The following is a 17,134-nucleotide window of genomic DNA, read 5'->3' as shown; positions in this document are numbered from 1 at the left end:
CGTCGCGCGCGTCAGTCGTGAATGAATCCGATACGACCTTTGAAGTTCTGCATCATTTGCGGATTGCTGCGGGTCGAATAGATGCGGTTCACGCGCCCCAGCAACCACGCCTGCGGGTCCGAAGCGTCCGCGAAGCCGTCATCAGGCCGCGAAATCTCCTGTTGCGTGAGCGCTCGCGCCGCATAGGGCGTGACGATGATGAGCAGCTCCGACTCGTTGCGCTGATAATCGCGCGATCTGAACAAGGAGCCGAGAATCGGCAGATTGAGCAGACCCGGAACGCCGTTGATCGCTTGCTGGGTCGTATGCGTGAGCAATCCCGCCGTGGCGATCGAGCCCCCCGAGGGAAGTTCGACCGTCGTTTCGTTCTTGCGGCTCTTGAAGCCGGGAACGGTCACATTGGCGTAAGTGTAGGAATTCTGCTTGTCGACCTCGGTGACTTCGGTCGACAGGCGCAAGGAGATGCGGCCCTCGGATAGAACGACCGGAATGAAGTTCAACGAGACGCCATATGGCTTGAACACGATGCCTGGATTCACGCAGAAGCCGCTCGACGTCGCGCCGCAGGAACCTGGCACGGGGATTTCGCCGCCGACAAGCATCTTCGCCTGCTCGCCCGAAATGGCCGTGACCGTTGGTTCAGCGAGCACGCGCGAAACGCCGTATCGCTCGAAAGCCTTTAGCGTCGCGGCCGTGTTGTTGGGACCGTTGATCGTGAGCGCAGTGGCGCTCAATCCCCCGTTCACGGCGAAGGGATTTTCCTGGACGAATTTGCCCCAGCCGCCGTTCAACAACAGATCGCCGCCAGACTGCGGAGAGAAACCGAGCTGCTTGATGATGTTTCGGTCGACTTCCGCGACCGTGACCTTCAGCATCACCTGTTCTTCGCCGCGAATCGTCATAGCGTTGACGACATATCCGTCGGCGCCCGCGGCGCCGCCCTGCGCGCTGGTCGAAGCTGCGCCCCCCGCGCCCGCGGAATTCATGACTCGCGAGGCGAAGCCCTTGGCGATGTCCACCGCGCGCTGAGCCTCGCCAGCGGAGCTGACATTGCCGGTGAGGATAATGACGTCATTGACCGTGCGGGCGATGATGTTCGATTTCGGCAGCGCGGCTCTCAGAAGCGGCATCAATTCGCCGACGTCGCGGCCGACGCTGATTTCGAGATTGGCGACCTGCCGCCCATTCGCATCGAGTCCGATAACAGTTGTCTGACCGTTCTCGCCGCCGATCAAATAAAGCTTGCGCGGGGTGCGAACGACAGCGTCGGCGACCTTCGGATTGCCGATGATCACTTCGGAGACGTCGCGCGGCAAATCGACGATCATGGATTTGCCGACGCCCATCATGATGCGTCGCGCAAGCGTCGCGCTGGCGTCCGCTTCGATTCCGCCGGGGAGCGGCCCCTGCGCCTTGGCCGGCGCGGTCACCGCGGCGGCGATCGCAAGCGCCGCCACGGCCGCGCCGATCAGATTATGCGTCAAACGGCTCATGGGCGGCCTTCGAAAAAACGGGGGAAACAGGGTCGCGGATCGCATCGAGGCGCTCACTTCGTTCGAAGGTTTGCGGGTACGCCATGCTTGACGACGGTCAGCGTGTCCTCGCCGGAACCGTCATTGGGCGCCTCGGCGGAGGCATCCTTTGCGATCGCGTCGGTGATGGGTCGCAGGGAAAGGACGAGCTGTCCGGTGCGCTGGGCGAGAACGATGAGCTCGGCTTGACGGGGATCGAGCTCGAGAGTGGCGGTCGAACCGGTCACAACGGGCTCCGCGCCTTTTTTCTCGATCGTCTGCCCCATCGCGAGGACGCGCACATTCGAAAGAACGACCTCGGAGCCATAGACCTCATGCCCGAGATCTTTCGTGGCCTCCGCATCGCGGTACGTGCGGATGACGTCGACGCGATCGTTGGGAAGGATGAATCCGCCCGCCGTGTTGTTGAGCGTCACATCGATGGCGACAGCGCGTTTGCCCGGCGACACCATGGTCGACATCAGGCCGGCGGTAACGCCCTTGACCAAGCGTTCCTTACGCACTGGCTCATTCGCGGAAATCGGGATGCGCACGTATGAGGACTTCACGTCCTCTTTGGCGTTCGGCGCCGTGCTCTTCGTCAGCGCCCCCGGCGGAAGGGCTGCGGACGGCCAATCGACCCAATTCGTGTCGGCGTCGGCGATCTCCGTGCCGTAAGGAAGATCACGGGCGGCGACGAGCACCTGATCGACATTGACCGGCGGCTGAGGCGCTGCGACCTCTACGGGCGAGGGCGGCGGGCTGGATGTGTTCATCATCAAGAACGCAGCGCCGCCAGCGGCGACCGCAACGCCCAGAACTGCCATTTGTGCTTTATTCATCGTGCCCGAATCCAACGCCCCGCCACACGGCGGTCGATCGAAATTCAAGCGCAGAAAAGTCAAATTAGGGTTAATTAGTTCTTACAAGTAATGTATTTTCATAAGGTGCCGCCGCGCCCGCCAACGATCTGCCCTACCTTCGGCAGATTGTGAAGTTGCTTTTCATTATCGTTCCCGCGCGGGGTCGCGGTCGGTCAGAGCCCGCCGAGGCGGCTCCAGAGGCCCGTCTGCGGATAGATGAGCAGACCGGCGATCGCCAACGCAATTCCATAAGGCACGCCGTTCGTCTTCTCGGCGAGACGCGCGATGAATTTTACGGAGAGCAAGCGGCTGGGCAACTCGTTCCAACGCATCATCAGGATCACGAGGGTGAGCGCGCCGCCGGCGATGGACGCGACCAGGCCGTAATCGAGCAGATTCTCCCAACCGAGCCAAAGCGCAGTCGCAGAGGCGAGCTTGGCGTCGCCGCCGCCGACCCAGCCGCGTTGGAAAAGCACGAAAGTCAGCGCAAGAACGGCGAGCCCGCAGGAGACATGCGTCGCAATCACGTTCCAGGAAAGCGGGATATAGGCCGCAAGCGCGAAATAGACGACGATGAGAATGAGCGAGACGCGGTTGGGTATCGTCATGGTGAAAAGATCGGAGAAGGCCGCAAAGACCATGGCGGCCGGGAAGACGATGAGCGCGGCTGACTCGATCATTTAAGATGCTGCCTGGAAAAGCATGGGAGGGCGCATAAAGGCGCTAGTTGGCTAGTTAAAATGAAACGATTAACCCGCCGTTAAGCAGGCGCGCTGAAATATCCGCTTGGAAACGAGGACGGCCCCATCGAGGGGCCGTCTCCAGGCTTCCATAAGAAGGAGGTCGGTCAGATCAGGTTGCCGGCAACCTTTGAAAAAGTTCCCGAGAGCTTGGTGCCGAGGGCCGTTATGGCCGCGATGATGGCGATGCCGATGAGCGACGCAATCAGGCCGTATTCGATCGCGGTGGCGCCGGATTCGTCTCTCACGAAACGCGCGAAGATCTGGTTCATATTCCTGCTCCGAATTGAGTTCACGATCCGTCGAGCCGCTCCGTGTGTCTTGGCTCAAGCGAATGTCCGCAAACTAACGCCCAAACCTTTCAAGTTCGTTGACCGTTTTCGCAGCGTAGCTTGATGTTTTTATTCGCGTCATCCGCCGCGAAGGCAGCCGATCCATTCGCTTGTATGTTCGAGAAAATTCTACTTTTTCCCGTTGCCGCTCCTCTGGCCCACCCTCTCCGAACCCCAATTCATACGCCAGAGATTCGAGACATTTTTAGCGATCCCTTCACCATTGGCTGCTTTAGTCGATCAGCGGAGCAGCCACGCTTTTTTCGTCCACCCGAAACGCTCGGCAAGCCTCCAGCCCGCGGGAACTCGCCGCATCAGGCGCGCTGCATGGTGAACCGAATGAATCTGTCTCTGCCTCTTTTCCGCGAGGCTTTGCTTGTGATTGCCAGCATCGCTGGATTTCACGCGGCGGCGGCTTCGGCCGCGCCCGCCGACGACCGCGCAATCCGCGTGGATATCGACTATGCGCGTATCGTGAAGATTCCGCAGGGCGCGCAAACGCTCGTGATCGGCAATCCGCTCGTCGCCGACGTGACGATGCTCAAGAACAGCCAGCTTATGGTCATCACGGGGAAGAGCTTCGGGTCGACGAATTTGATCGTTCTGGATCGAAGCGGCGCGCAGGTTGGCGAGTCGATCGTCACCGTCGTCCCTTCAGAAAGCAAGGTCGTCGTTCAGCGCGGCTTTCATCGCGAATCGCTTTCCTGCAATCCCAAGTGTGCGAAGGCCGTCGATCTGGCGGACGACGTGCAATATATGAACACCACCATCGACGCTGCCAAGGCCTACGACTCGGCCGCCTCGTCGGCGCGACGCTAGCTCCCGGGGTCTCCGGCCAGCTTGTTTCGCGAACAGTAAGAATACAGCTCGAATCGAACATGGCGGCTCGCGTGACGAACAGACTGCGACGATTCGTAAAGCAACTGACGCCAAAACGCTTCCTCGCGGATCGCAATGGCGTGACCGCCGTCGAATTTGCGATGATCAGCGTGCCCTTCATCGGGCTCATCGGCGCCATCTTCGAAACCGGCACGGTATATTTTCGCTCGGCTCAACTGCAGATGGCGACGGAAATGGCGAGCCGCGCTGTGCTGACCCACAGCACCGACGCCAATCTGACCTATCAGCAATTCGTCGATAAGTATCTTTGTACTTGGCAGGCCAGCGGCGCGGTCCAGCGGGGCACTTTATCGACCATGTTCGACTGCTCGCAACTTTTGGTCGACATCAGCAGCCCCTCGGATTGGACGTCGGCGAGCACTGGCAACTCCTTTACGGCGGCCCCTCGCGCGACCAAGATCGCCATGCCGGCGGCGGGTAAAATTGCGATCGTCCGTGTCGCCTATCCGACTTCCGTGATCATGGGCTTCCTGGGCGGCAGCACGCTCGCGGGCGGCAGCGGCTTCTCGCAGGTCCGCAGCGGCCAGACCCAGAATAACGGCGCCTGGAGCTATATGATCATGGGCATTGCCGCCTTTCGTGTGGAGCCATGAGAACGACGATGCGCTTTGTCGGACATAGCGGCCGGCCGTCTCTCGACGACAGAGGCATGGCGGCTGTCGAATTTGCGTTGATCCTGCCTCTGATGCTCGTGATTTATATGGGGCTCGTCGAATTGTCTCGCGGCATGCGGACGTCGCAGAGGCTCGATCTCGTCGCGCACACGCTCGCCGATCTGACGGCGCAAAAAATCGACTGCCCCAATCCTCCAGCGGGCGTCTCCTCTACCAAATGCGCAACCGGGCAAGCGGGGTTGAGCGAAGCGGAGATCACGTCCATCTTTTCAGCGGCGAATGTGCTGATGGGGCTGCCGACCACAGACACGTCGATGAAAATGACCATTTCCGAGGTGAACATCACAGCGGTGACGGCAACTTCGTGGGAGGCGAAAACAAGCTGGTCGGTCACCCGCAATGGCGCATTGGCGCGCCCCTGCAACGCCGCTCTCACGCCCGACGATGCGGCGCCGGTGTCGGTCACGACGATACCCAAGAGCTATGTCAACGTCACGAATGGCGTCAATCCGCCCACGGGCCCGATGATCATCGCCGACGTCGTCTACAACTACACGCCGGGCTTCCATTTCGAAATGTTCAAATGGAGCTCGTCGCCGACCTGGAGCATGCAGCGGACGAGCTATGCGCCGGTTCGCAACACATATTCGCCTCCGCATATTCAATATTACATGACCTCTGGAGCGAATTGTAACGGCTCTACGCCGTGATCATCGAGCGTTCGAGTAATCCGATACGTACCAAGCAAACCGCTGCTGCGACAGGGGCTAAGCCCGACGGCGGCGACTTCTAAAATATGCCTCACCTTATCGGGCTCCCGCATAAACTGGAGGCAGACGCCGCAGCGCCTGTCTGATCGTTCGGGAATATTCATACCGTTTCCGTTTGAATAGCTCGCATTGGCGCTTGTCATTCCCGACGGGCCAAAGGCCCGATCGGGAATCCAGAGCCACAAAAGCAGGTTTTGTTCTGGATTCCCGATCGCTCCCTGCGCGAGCGTCGGGGAACCAATCCAGCGGATTTCGTATCATTCGCCTCCGATGCCTCTGCTGCGGCCCATGTGTGGCTGTCGCGCAACAGCGGTCAGAAAGTTCGTTCGGCCGCGACATCCCTCATTGATCCAACCGAAGACTGTAATGTTATAACATAGGCACAAATCCGGCGCGGAGGCTTCGGTGAGATCAAAGGGCTTGGGCGAATTGATGGGCGCTTCCGCGCTGGTTGTCGGCATTTGCGCAATGTCGGCGCCAGCCGCCGCGCAACAGACACTCCCGACGATCGAGGTCGGCGCCACAAGCCCCATCAAGCGCCGTCCGAGCGCGCCGGTGGCGCAAGCCCGCGCTCCAGGCGCCCCGCCTATCCGGCGGAGCGCGCCCACGCCGGACGAATCCGCCTCGGCTGCGGCCGCGCAGACGAGTCCGCGCGGCGTATTGGCAATCGCCCCGGACCAATTCGCCGCCGTCACAGTCGTCACGAATGAGGAACTGCGGTCCACCACCGGGACAACTCTGGGCGACGTCGTCTTTTCCCGTCCAGGCCTCACGAGCTCGAGCTTTGCGCCCGGCGCGGCCAGCCGGCCGATCGTGCGCGGCCTCGACAACTACCGCGTGCGCATACAAGAGAACGGCGTCGGCGCGAGCGGCGTCTCGGAAATGGGCGAGGATCACGCCGTGCCGCTCGACCCGATCGGCGCGAGCCAGATGGAGGTCGTGCGCGGCCCCGCCACGCTCCGCTGGGGCTCGCAGGCGATCGGCGGCGTGGTGAACGTCGCCAACAACCGCATTCCCGAGGCGCCGCCCTGCGCGCTCGACGCCGCATTCCGCGAAACCGGCTGCGCGCGGGTCGAGACGCGCGCCGCTGTCGCGACTGTCGACAATCTGCTCGAAAACGCGACGCTGCTCGACGCGGGGCGCGGCAATGTTGTCGTGCATGCCGACGCGCATGGCCGTCGCGCGAGCGACTATCGTATTCCCGGCTACCCCTATCTCGACGTCGATCCCTTCGCCGCGGAGCCGCCGCCCTATTTTGCCGGCCGCCAGCCCAATTCGTCGAACCGCTCCGGCGGCGCCTCGCTCGGCGCGAGCTATCTGATCCCCACCGGCGGCTTCGTCGGCTTCGCGGTGACGCAATACAACAGTCGCTACCGCGTTCCGGGCGTCGAGCCGACGGCGACCGACACCCGCATCGAGATGCGTCAGACCCGGGTCACCGGTAAGGGCGAGCTCCACATCGGCTCGGCCTATGTCGACGCCATACGCTTCTGGGCGGGGCTCACCGACTACAAGCACCACGAACGCGCCGACGAGGGTGGTTTCAACGGCGTGCAGCAGTCCTTTACCAACAAGGATCTCGAGGTGCGGGTCGAGATGCAGTTCATGCCGATCGCGCTTCCGTTCGGCGTGTTGACGAGCGCCGCCGGCGTGCAGGGCAATCATCAATTCCTCACCTCCCCGGGGCTGGAAGGCGGGCTCTACGATCCGAACCGGACCCAAGCCGTTGCGGGCTATCTCTTCAACGAACTCAAACTGACGGACGCTCTCAAGGCGCAGCTTGCCGGGCGGATCGAGAATGTGCAGGTGACAGGCTCCCTGCCCGATCTTTTCCTCGATCCGACAACGCCAATCGGCCGCTACAGGAACTTCACGCCGGTCAGCGGCGCGTTCGGCCTGCTCCACGATCTGCCATATGGCCTCGTCGCCAGCCTCTCCGCGCAATATGTCGAGCGCGCGCCGCGCGCGCCGGAGCTGCTCTCGCGCGGCATCCACGAAGCCACCGGCACCTTCGATGTCGGCAACCCGAATTTGCGGATCGAGAAAGCGAAGACGCTCGAGCTGGGCCTACGTCGTGCGGAGGGTCCGTTGCGCTTCGAGGCTGCGCTTTACATCACGCGCTTCGACGGCTTCATCTTCCGCAATCTCACCGGCCCGGTCTGTCAGAGGGATTTCGCAAGTTGCGCCATCGGCGGCGCGGGCGATCTGGCGCTTGCGCTTTATTCGCAACGCAACGCCGTCTTCCGTGGCGCGGAGTTCCAGAGCCAGCTCGACGTCGCGCCGCTGATGGGCGGAACGATCGGCGTCGAAAACCAGTTCGACGTCGTGCGCGCGAGCTTTACGAGCGGCGGCAATGTGCCCCGCATCCCACCGGTCCGGCTCGGCGGCGGTCTCTACTGGCGCGACGCCAACTGGCTCGCGCGCGCCAATCTGCTCCATGCCTTCGCCCAAAACGATATTGCGCAGACCGGCGAAACGCCGACCAAGGGATACAATCTGCTGCGCGCCGAGCTGAGCTACCGCATGAAATTTGCGCCGAGCAACCCCTGGGGAAGCGAGATGACCCTCGGCCTCGTCGGCAACAATCTTCTGAACGACGACATCCGTAACAGCGTCTCTTTCCGAAAGGACGAGGTGCTGCTGCCCGGCGCCAATCTGCGCGCCTTTGCGACTATCGTGTTCTGATCATCCTCGCATATCCGGCGCGTGTCATTCACCGGCGGGCTGAAAGCCCGACCCTGAATGCAGAGCCACAAAAGCGCTGGTTTTATTCACCGCCGTCATTGCGAGCGAAGCGAAGCAATCCAGGGCCGCAGTAGTTGCTCTGGATTGCTTCGTCGGCTCCGCCTCCTCGCAATGACGGCGGTGATCCCGGCGGGCTGAAAGCCCCGGGCGATCAGATCGTCTGATTATAGGCGCCGACTTCAGGATTTTCGCGCAGGATCGCGTCCACCGCGCCGAACATCTCGCGCAGGCGCGCTTCTGACACCGGGCTCTCGACGACGACGACCAGCTCGGGCTTGTTGGACGAGGCGCGCACCAGCCCCCATGTGCCGTCGGCGACGGTCACGCGCACGCCATTGACCGTCACGACGTCGCGGATCGGCTGACCGATGAGTGTTTCGCCGCGCGTTTTCATGCCCTCGATGCGCGCGATCACCTTCTTCACGACCTCATATTTCTTTTCGTCGTCGCAATGCGGCGACATGGTCGGCGAGCCCCAGGTCTTCGGCAGATCATTGTAGAGATCGGCCATGCTCTTCTGGGGATTGCGATCGAGCATTTCCAGAACATGCACCGCCGTCAGCAGGCCGTCGTCATAGCCACGCCCGATCGGCGCGTTGAAGAAGAAATGGCCAGACTTCTCGAAACCGGCGAGCGCGTTGAGATCGTTCACGCGGCGCTTGATATAAGAGTGGCCGGTCTTCCAATAATCCGTATGAACGCCGCGCGAGACCAGCTCGGGGTCGGTTGCGAAGAGACCCGTCGACTTCACGTCCACAACGAATTTCGCGCCCGGATAGACCTTGGAGAGATCGCGCGCGAGCATCACGCCGATCTTATCGGCAAAAATTTCCTCGCCATTGTTGTCGACGACGCCGCAGCGGTCGCCGTCGCCGTCGAAGCCGAGTCCGACGTCGGCGCCCGTCTCGCGCACCTTATGCGCGATGGCGTGCAGCATCTCCAGATCTTCGGGATTGGGATTGTAACGCGGGAAGTTATAGTCGGGCTCGACGTCGAGCGGGATCACCTCGCAGCCGAGACGCTCGAGCATCTGCGGCGCGAAGGCGCCGGCCGTGCCGTTTCCGCAAGCCGCGACGACCTTCATCTTGCGCCCAAAGGCCGGGCGGCGGGTCAGATCGTCGAGATAGCGCGCGCCGAAATTCTCGATGAAGTGATACGCGCCGCCGCCGGCCTGACGGTATTTGCCGGACAGCACGATCTCTTTCAGGCGGCTCATCTCATCGGGCCCGAAAGTCACGGGCCGCTGCGCGCCCATCTTGACGCCGGTCCAGCCATTGTCGTTATGCGACGCCGTGACCATGGCGACGGCGGGGGCGTCGAGCTCGAATTGCGCGAAATAGGCCATGGGCGACAGGGCGAGGCCGATGTCGCGCACGCGCACGCCAGAGGCCATGAGGCCGGCGACCAGAGCGAGCTTGATGGAGGAAGAATAGGCGCGATAATCATGGCCGGTGACAATATCCGGCGCGACGCCCATTTCGTGGATCAGCGTGCCCAGACCCATGCCGAGCGCCTGCACGCCCATCAGATTGAGTTCCGGCCCAAAGAGCCAACGCGCGTCATATTCACGAAAGCCGGTCGGCTTCACGAGCGGCTTTTGTTCATATTCAAAAGTATTGGGAGTCAATATTGAAACGGGCTTGGGCAGCATGGGCGGTCCTTGCGAGCTAAACGACGGGCTCCCTTTACACCGTCCCGCCGCGCCGGCCAAATTTGCCTCAACCGCTAAACCATGCAAGCTATCTTATTGTTTCAGCACGAGGGCTCCCGATTCCACCGAGAAGCGCGACAGCTTCGAGAGGAAAGCCATGCCTAAGAGGCTCCCTGACAGCGCGCCGCGCTCGCCGACCACCGCCTCCACATTGTGAACGACGATATTGCCGATCCGCACGTCGTTGAGGGTCGCGCGCGCGACATGGGCGACGCCATTGGCGGTGTTGACCTGATACTTGTAATCCGCCGGCGCCGGAAAGAGACCGGCGGCCGAGGCGTCCTCATAAGAAAGCGCCACAAGCGTCGCGCCCGTATCGACCAGCATGCCCGAGATACGGGCGCCGTTGATTTCGGCGTCGGTCGAGAATTGCCCCCTCTGATCAGCGGGAATGCGCATCTCCCCCATGCGCGCAGGAAGCGCCGCGCGCACGGGCGCTGCCGGCTGCGAGACGGGGCGAAGCTGCGCGCTCTGCGGCACGGCGTCGGGATGCGGCGCAAGGCGCATAAGCGCTTTCGCGGCGATCACGCTGACGACCACGGCGATGACCGCAAATGAGATTTGCTTTCCGAGCATGACGCTTCCTGGCATGCGAGCCCTGCGCGATCCTCGCGGGAAAAGTTTGCGGGGGTCTTAAGCCCTACTCGGAAAAGCGGTTAACTCACCCTCGCGGCTTCGCCCGCGTGGTCGGCAAGGCTTTGGCCGGCTCGTCCGGCCAGAGATGGCGCGGATAACGGCCCTTCATCTCTTTTTTCACGTCATTCCAGGAGCCCGCCCAAAAGCTCGGCAGGTCGCGGGTCGTCTGGATCGGCCGATGCGCCGGCGAGAGCAGCTCCAACGTCAGCGGAACCCGGCCGCGCGCCAGCGCCGGATGCTGCGAAAGGCCGTAAAGCTCCTGCACCCGCACAGAGAGCAGCGGCCCGTTGGGCGCGGCGTAATCGAGCGCATGGCGAGAGCCCGCCGGCGTTTCGAAATGCGTGGGCGCCTCGGCGTCGAGGCGGCGCATGAGATCATAGGGCAAGAGATGCGCGAGCGCCGCGTCGAGATCGCCCGGCGCGATGTCGCCGAGCCGCACGCGGCCGAGAAGATAAGGCGCGAGCCATTCCTCGACGCTTTCGCCTAGCGCGGCGTCCGAGAGATCGGGCCACTCCTCGCCCTCGGCCCGGCGCAGGAACGCCACGCGGTCGCGAAGCTGCGTCTGGCCCTTGGTCCATGGCAGGCGCGCGGCGCCGAGCGCGGCGATCCCCCGCGCCAGCGCCCGCGCGCCCTCCTCATCGGCTTCGACGGAGAGGTTCTGCTCGCTCAGGCGGATCGCGCCGAGGCGGCGGAAGCGACGGCGCCGCAGGCTGGCGGTCGCAGGATCGAAAACAGTCTCGTCGCGCGCCTCGATGCGCATGCCGGCGATCGTCTCCACCTCCTCCGCGTCGAGCGCGCAAGCCGCCAGAATGCGCGCCTGCGCCGCGCGGCCGGTCAGCTCCGCGACGGCGAGAAAGGGGGCGCGAGACAGCGGGTCCTCCACGGGCAGGCTCGCGGCGCGGCCATTGGCCATGAGGAAGTCGCCATTGGCCCCGCGCGATTTGGCGATGCGGTCGGGATAAGCGAGCGCGACGAGGGCGCCGTCGGAGAGCCCCCTCCCCAGCCCTCCCCCGCTGCGCGGGAGAGGGGGCAGAGCGTGGCCTTCATCGGCAATGCTGATCGCGAGCGTCCCCTCTCCCGCTTTAGCGGGGGAGGGACAGGGAGGGGGCAACGCCGCCATCGCCATCCTCGCCCAGTTGCCCGCCAGCCTCCTCGCATCCTTCGCCCGCTTCGACCCATCCGACTGCAGCCGGTCCAGCCGATGCGACAGATCCGCGTCATTCCCCCCAAGTCCGCGCTCGGAAAGCAGCATGGCAAGCTCCGCCGCCCGCGCCGCTTCCCCACAGCGCGCGGCCTCCAGCACCATGCGGGCGAGACGAGGCGGCAGGGGAAGGGCGCGCAACGCCCTGCCCTCTTCGGTAAGCCGCCCGTCGCCATCAAGCGCCCCGAGCTCCCGGTCCAGCGCCACGGCCTCCTTCCAGGCCGGCGCCGGCGGCGGGTCGAGCCAGGCGAGCTGGCCGGGATCGGCGACGCCCCAGGCGGCGAGATCGAGCGCGAGGCTCGACAGATCAGCCGCCAATATCTCCGGCGCCGCGAAAGCGGGGAGCGACGCCGTCTGCGGCTCGTCCCAAAGCCGGTAACAAACGCCCGGCTCCGTGCGCCCGGCGCGGCCACGCCGCTGGTCGACGCTGGCGCGCGCGGCGCGCACCGTCTCGAGACGTGAGAGGCCCAAATCCGGCTCGTAAAGCTGCACGCGCGACAGGCCGCTATCCACGACAACGCGCACGCCTTCGATCGTCAGCGACGTCTCGGCGATGGAGGTCGCGAGCACCACCTTGCGACGTCCCTGTGGCGCGGGCGAGATGGCGCGGTCCTGCTCGCCGCGATCGAGCGCGCCATAGAGCGGCGCAATATCGACGCCCTCCAATCGGGCGTCCGCAAGACGCGAGGCGACCCGCATGATCTCGCCCTGCCCCGGCAGAAAGGCGAGCACCGAGCCTTTCTCCTCACGCAGGGCGCGCTGCACGGCGCGGGCGACGGCGTCCTCGATGCGTTCATTGGGCTCTCGGCCCAAATAGCGGGTTTCGACATCGAAGGCGCGGCCCTCGGAGACGACCGTCCGCGCGTCGCCCATCAAAGCCGAGACGCGCGCGCCGTCGAGCGTCGCCGACATGGCGATAAGCCGCAGATCCTCGCGCAGCCCCGATTGGGCGTCGAGCGCGAGAGCGAGGCCCAAGTCGGCGTCGAGCGAGCGCTCGTGATATTCGTCGAAGAGCACGCCCGCGACGCCGTCGAGCGCCGGATCGTCGAGGATCATGCGCGCGAAGACGCCCTCGGTGACGACCTCGATCCGGGTCCTGGCCGAGACCCTGGACTCGAGCCGCATGCGCAGACCCACCGTCTCGCCGATCTGCTCGCCAAGCGTCGCGGCCATGCGGCTCGCGGCGGCGCGGGCGGCGAGACGGCGCGGCTCCAACAGGATGAGCTTGCCGCCCCTCGCCCAAGGCGCATCCAGCAGCGCGAGCGGCACGCGCGTCGTCTTGCCGGCGCCGGGCGGCGCGACGATCACGAGATTGGGAGAAGCCGAAAGCGCCGCCCGAATGTCGGGCAGCACGGCGTCAATGGGGAGAGCGTCCTGTGGGCGTGTCAACTCTGGCTCAACAACGAAGCAATCTGCCGAACGCCGGGCGCGAGCTCATCCCTCCCCTTTACGGGGAGGGTGGCCCCGCGCAAGCGGGGTCGGGTGGGGTCCGCCCCAACCCCCGTCGTAGCGGCGAGAGCCCCACCCGGCGGCCTTCCGGCCGCCGACCTCCCCGTAAAGGGGAGGTATATCAGTGGCTCACGACGCCGGATTGCTACTCGCCCGATCGCAGATCACAAAAAAGGCGCCCCCTCCTCACGGAGGGAGCGCCTCTCAATAGCAGGCTTCGCGTTACGCCGCCTGCTGGATCGCCGAAAGCTTCCAGGCGTCGGGGCCGGCGCCCGCCGGGCGGCGGAAGGTCCAGACCTCGGTCGCCTCGCTTGCCCCAGCAGAGCCGGGCGCCGGCTTGCCGGTGGCGCGGTCCTCCAGGACGTCGTTCAGCGAGAAGCGCATGGCGACGCTCGCATATTCGTCCGAGCCCTCGCGCCAGGCTTCCGAAAGGTCGCCCTGCAGAAGCTTGACGTCGGTCACGCGGTTGACGACGCCCTTGCGGCGGTTCGTCTCCAGCTCCTCGTCGAAATGGCGGACCATTTCCGGCGTGGCCACCTGACCCAACGCGCTGACGTCCTCGCGGCTATAGGCGGCCTGCGACTGGCCGAGCAGGCGCTCGAAGGCGTTGAAGTCCCCGGCTGCGATCTGGATCGGCGTCGCGCGCGGACGCTGCGGCGCTCCGCCGCCAAAGCCCATCGGCCCGGCCCCGAAGCCGCCCGTCGGCCCCCCGCCGAAAGGCGCGCCGCCCGTGAAGCCGAAGGTCGAGCCCTGAGGCCCGACGCCCGCCGGCGCATTGCGACGCTGCCACCAGACGAAGGCCATGCGGGCCAGGAAAACGACCAGCGCGATTTGCAGCAGGAAGCCGATGATCGACATGAAGCCGCCGATACCGCCGAAGAAGCCGTTGCCGGTCAGCAACCCGAAAAGCCCCGCGCCGAGCAGGCCGCCGGCGAGACCGCCGAGCAGGCCGCGGCCGAAGGAAGAGCCGCCGAAGGCAGGCCGATTGAAGCCCGGCTGGCTCGGATTAAAGCTTGGACGCGCCGTCTCGCTGCGCTCGAATGGCGAGGCCGTTCCGGGCGCCGTGCGGGTCGACGGCGGCGCCGACCAGGTCTTGGAGCCGCGCGAGCCGAAGCTCCCGCCCCCGCCCATGCGCGCCTCGGCGATCGCCGGCGCGAGCGCCAACAGCGCCGCGAGAGCCAATGAAATCAGCGATCCGCGCTTTTGCGCAAGAAACCGCAGCATATGAGTTTTCCCTCTTATTGGGGAGCGTCGCTCCCCTCGGGGAGAGAATATAGGGAGAGGATGACGGGGCTGCAAAGGCAGGGTTGCGGGAATTGGGGGACCGCCCTCATCCGACCGCCTTCGGCGGCCACCTTCTCCCGCGCGCGGGAAAAGGAAAGAACCCTGCGGCCGCGACTCCTTCTCCCGCCTGCGGGAGAAGGTGGCCCTCGCGTAAGCGAGGGTCGGATGAGGGCCCTTATCTTTTTCAAAGACTCCCGCCCCCAGACTCCTTAAATCATCCCATGCGCCAATATCTCGACCTTCTCGACAAAATCCTGCGCGAGGGCGTCCGTAAGGAGGACCGCACGGGGACGGGCACGCTCTCCATCTTCGGCCATCAGATGCGCTTCGATCTCTCGGAGGGCTTCCCGCTCGTCACCACCAAGCGGGTGCATCTGAAATCGGTGATCCACGAGCTGCTCTGGTTCCTCGCGGGCGAGACCAACATCGGCTACCTCAAGGAAAACGGCGTCACCATCTGGGACGAATGGGCCGATGAGAAGGGCGATCTCGGGCCCGTCTATGGCGCCCAGTGGCGCGCCTGGCCCGCGCCCGGCGGGGAAACGATCGACCAGATCGGCTGGCTGATCGAGGAAATAAAGCGAAACCCCTTCTCCCGCCGCCTCGTCGTCACGGCCTGGAACCCGGCCGAGATCGACAAAATGGCGCTCGCGCCCTGCCACTGCCTTTTCCAATTCCATGTGGCCGAGGTGGACGGGCAAAAGCGCCTGTCCTGCCAGCTCTATCAGCGCTCGGGGGACGTGTTCCTCGGCGTGCCCTTTAATATTGCAAGCTACGCGCTGCTCACGCACATGGTGGCGCAGGCGACGGGCTGCGTCGCCGGCGATTTCATCCACAGCCTCGGCGACGCGCATCTCTATCTGAACCACATCGAGCAGGCGCGCCTGCAGCTCTCGCGCGCGCCGCGGCCCCTGCCCCGCCTCGCGCTGAACCCTGAAGCAGCCTCGCTCCTCGATTTCCGCTATGAAGACATTGCGGTCGAAGGCTACGACCCCTGGCCGGCCATCGCCGCGCCCATTGCGGTTTGATTGTTTTTCACTCTGGCTATTTGAGGTGAACATGCGGCTCGAGGAGCTGGAAGCGCTCGCCGAGGAACGGTTGCGAGAAGCGCTGGCGCTATTGGGCGTTCAGAGGTGGTCCGGCGCTTTCTACCTTTCCGGATATGCAATCGAGCTCGCGCTCAAAGCCGTTATCGCCGATCAGTTCAGGGCGAACGAAATCCCGGACAAGAACTTGGTAAAGAATATCTACACCCACGACCTCGAGGACCTTTTGAGCTTGGCGCAGCTCAAGCCAGCGTTGCAGGAGCGGTCCAGGCGTTCTTCTCAGTTCGTGGCCAACTGGAACACTGTAATGGGCTGGAATGAGTCGGCGCGTTATAGGAGAATTGAAGAGACAGAGGCTCGAGCGCTACTCGAGGCCATAAGCGACCCGACAGAAGGGATTTTCGCATGGATCCGGTCACAACCATAGGGGGCGCCGAGGGGCTCTGCAGGATCGCGGAAGCGCTTAGGGCGGAAGGCATCGGAGTTGAGGGCGTCTACCTGATCAAGGTCGTTTCCGATGAGGACGATGTCGATTGGGTCATTCGGATCGTGACAAGCCGAAAAAGCCGAGAAGTCGTGCTCAAGGTCTTCGATCTTCGCCGAGCTGGCAGGATTCCCGAGTTCGGAGGCAAAGTGCGAGTTGACCCCGTTCCGGCGACGCATCCGGAGGCCTCGCGGATCATCGCCTATGCCCGGCGCTTTGCTGAGCTGCCTGTCGAGATCGAGACGGTGATCCTCGATCGGATGCTCATCGAATACGCCCTCGTCGCAGACATCGAGAGAGTAGGCGCCGCCGCAGCATGACCCCCAAACTCGTCGCCGTCGTCGCCCGGGCCCAGAACGGCGTCATCGGGGTCGGCAACGGCCTGCCCTGGCGTCTCTCCAGCGATCTCAAGCGCTATAAGGCGCGTACCTGGGGCCGGCCCATGATCATGGGTCGGCGCACCTGGGAATCGATCGGCCGCCCTTTGCCCGGCCGCGAGAGCGTCGTCGTCACGCGGAGCCCCGGCTATGCCGCACCCGGCGCCCATGTCGCGACGAGCCTGACCGAATCGCTCGCCATCGCCCAGCGGCTCGCCGCCGAAATGGCGGCGCCAGAAATTATTGTCGCCGGCGGCGCCGAAATCTATCGGGCGCTGCTCGGCGAGACGCAAATGATCGAGCTCACTGAAGTCGGGCTCGATATTCCGGGAGACGCCCATTTCCCGGAGCTTTCGCCGCTGGAATGGGAGGAAATCGCCCGCGAGACGCCGCCGCGCGGCGACAAGGACGAGGCGGATTTCTCCTTCGTGACGCTGCGCCGCCGCCACGGTGGATAAGCGACAAATTAAA

General features: G+C 64.2%; 16 protein-coding genes. 8 read left to right on the top strand and 8 right to left on the bottom strand.

Annotation, left to right across the window (positions count from 1 at the left end):
• Nucleotides 1-11 precede the first annotated feature (11 nt).
• The 4 genes from QNA11_RS01075 to QNA11_RS01060 all read right to left on the bottom strand — a co-directional run bounded on the left by QNA11_RS01075 (nucleotide 12) and on the right by QNA11_RS01060 (nucleotide 3,386).
• Nucleotides 12-1,493 carry a type II and III secretion system protein family protein gene (locus QNA11_RS01075; protein ID WP_283481615.1) on the bottom strand — a complete coding sequence of 494 codons (1,482 nt, stop codon included), beginning with the start codon at nucleotides 1,491-1,493 and terminating at the stop codon, nucleotides 12-14.
• A gap of 53 nt (nucleotides 1,494-1,546) precedes the next feature.
• On the bottom strand, nucleotides 1,547-2,353 hold the full coding sequence (cpaB, locus tag QNA11_RS01070; RefSeq protein ID WP_202072510.1) for a Flp pilus assembly protein CpaB: 807 nt from the start codon (nucleotides 2,351-2,353) through the stop codon (nucleotides 1,547-1,549).
• Between the two features lie 194 nt (nucleotides 2,354-2,547).
• Complete coding sequence (locus QNA11_RS01065) at nucleotides 2,548-3,054, bottom strand: A24 family peptidase (RefSeq protein WP_283481614.1); 507 nt, start codon at nucleotides 3,052-3,054, stop codon at nucleotides 2,548-2,550.
• Between the two features lie 167 nt (nucleotides 3,055-3,221).
• Nucleotides 3,222-3,386 carry a Flp family type IVb pilin gene (locus tag QNA11_RS01060; protein WP_281931341.1) on the bottom strand — a complete coding sequence of 55 codons (165 nt, stop codon included), beginning with the start codon at nucleotides 3,384-3,386 and terminating at the stop codon, nucleotides 3,222-3,224.
• A 399-nt stretch (nucleotides 3,387-3,785) separates the two neighbouring features.
• Between QNA11_RS01060 and QNA11_RS01055 the strand changes: the two genes are divergently transcribed.
• The 4 genes from QNA11_RS01055 (at nucleotide 3,786) to QNA11_RS01040 (ending at nucleotide 8,415) form a co-directional block, all read left to right on the top strand.
• Nucleotides 3,786-4,265, top strand: coding sequence for a pilus assembly protein N-terminal domain-containing protein (locus QNA11_RS01055; protein WP_283481613.1), 480 nt, complete (start codon nucleotides 3,786-3,788; stop codon nucleotides 4,263-4,265).
• Between the two features lie 71 nt (nucleotides 4,266-4,336).
• Nucleotides 4,337-4,939, top strand: a complete 603-nt coding sequence (locus QNA11_RS01050) for a TadE/TadG family type IV pilus assembly protein (protein WP_283481612.1) — start codon at nucleotides 4,337-4,339, stop codon at nucleotides 4,937-4,939.
• On the top strand, nucleotides 4,936-5,670 hold the full coding sequence (locus tag QNA11_RS01045) for a TadE/TadG family type IV pilus assembly protein (protein ID WP_283481611.1): 735 nt from the start codon (nucleotides 4,936-4,938) through the stop codon (nucleotides 5,668-5,670). The genes QNA11_RS01050 and QNA11_RS01045 overlap by 4 nt, the downstream gene beginning before the upstream one ends.
• A 492-nt stretch (nucleotides 5,671-6,162) precedes the next feature.
• Nucleotides 6,163-8,415 carry a TonB-dependent receptor gene (locus QNA11_RS01040; protein WP_283484139.1) on the top strand — a complete coding sequence of 751 codons (2,253 nt, stop codon included), beginning with the start codon at nucleotides 6,163-6,165 and terminating at the stop codon, nucleotides 8,413-8,415.
• Between the two features lie 211 nt (nucleotides 8,416-8,626).
• On the opposite strand, the gene QNA11_RS01035 is transcribed toward QNA11_RS01040, so the two are convergent.
• The 4 genes from QNA11_RS01035 to QNA11_RS01020 all read right to left on the bottom strand — a co-directional run bounded on the left by QNA11_RS01035 (nucleotide 8,627) and on the right by QNA11_RS01020 (nucleotide 14,696).
• Nucleotides 8,627-10,126 carry a phosphomannomutase/phosphoglucomutase gene (locus tag QNA11_RS01035; protein ID WP_283481610.1) on the bottom strand — a complete coding sequence of 500 codons (1,500 nt, stop codon included), beginning with the start codon at nucleotides 10,124-10,126 and terminating at the stop codon, nucleotides 8,627-8,629.
• Nucleotides 10,127-10,219: 93 nt separating this feature from the next.
• Nucleotides 10,220-10,762, bottom strand: coding sequence for a retropepsin-like aspartic protease family protein (locus tag QNA11_RS01030; protein ID WP_283481609.1), 543 nt, complete (start codon nucleotides 10,760-10,762; stop codon nucleotides 10,220-10,222).
• 85 nt (nucleotides 10,763-10,847) lie between these two features.
• The gene (gene hrpB, locus QNA11_RS01025; RefSeq protein WP_283481608.1) at nucleotides 10,848-13,412 is read right to left on the bottom strand and encodes an ATP-dependent helicase HrpB; all 2,565 of its coding nucleotides are present in this window, start codon (nucleotides 13,410-13,412) and stop codon (nucleotides 10,848-10,850) included.
• Nucleotides 13,413-13,694: 282 nt separating this feature from the next.
• Nucleotides 13,695-14,696, bottom strand: coding sequence for a Tim44 domain-containing protein (locus QNA11_RS01020; protein WP_283481607.1), 1,002 nt, complete (start codon nucleotides 14,694-14,696; stop codon nucleotides 13,695-13,697).
• Nucleotides 14,697-14,977: 281 nt separating this feature from the next.
• Here QNA11_RS01020 and QNA11_RS01015 point away from each other — a divergent pair, with 281 nt between their 5' ends.
• Genes QNA11_RS01015 through QNA11_RS01000 form a run of 4 tightly spaced genes read left to right on the top strand, consistent with a single transcriptional unit; the run spans nucleotide 14,978 to nucleotide 17,121 of the window.
• A complete protein-coding gene (locus QNA11_RS01015) occupies nucleotides 14,978-15,784 on the top strand; it encodes a thymidylate synthase (RefSeq protein ID WP_283481606.1) in 807 nt (268 codons plus the stop codon).
• Nucleotides 15,785-15,809: 25 nt separating this feature from the next.
• Nucleotides 15,810-16,229, top strand: a complete 420-nt coding sequence (locus tag QNA11_RS01010; RefSeq protein WP_349362175.1) for a HEPN domain-containing protein — start codon at nucleotides 15,810-15,812, stop codon at nucleotides 16,227-16,229.
• On the top strand, nucleotides 16,208-16,606 hold the full coding sequence (locus QNA11_RS01005; protein ID WP_283481605.1) for a hypothetical protein: 399 nt from the start codon (nucleotides 16,208-16,210) through the stop codon (nucleotides 16,604-16,606). The genes QNA11_RS01010 and QNA11_RS01005 overlap by 22 nt, the downstream gene beginning before the upstream one ends.
• Nucleotides 16,603-17,121 (top strand): dihydrofolate reductase, encoded by a 519-nt coding sequence (locus QNA11_RS01000; protein WP_283481604.1) that lies wholly within the window; start codon nucleotides 16,603-16,605, stop codon nucleotides 17,119-17,121. Before QNA11_RS01005 ends, QNA11_RS01000 begins: the two co-directional genes overlap by 4 nt.
• Nucleotides 17,122-17,134 lie beyond the last annotated feature (13 nt).

The organism is Methylocystis sp. JR02, assembly GCF_030063565.1.
GTDB lineage: Bacteria > Pseudomonadota > Alphaproteobacteria > Rhizobiales > Beijerinckiaceae > Methylocystis > Methylocystis iwaonis.
Note: the sequence above shows the minus strand (reverse complement) of the source record. Positions and strands in the feature narration are given on the sequence as shown.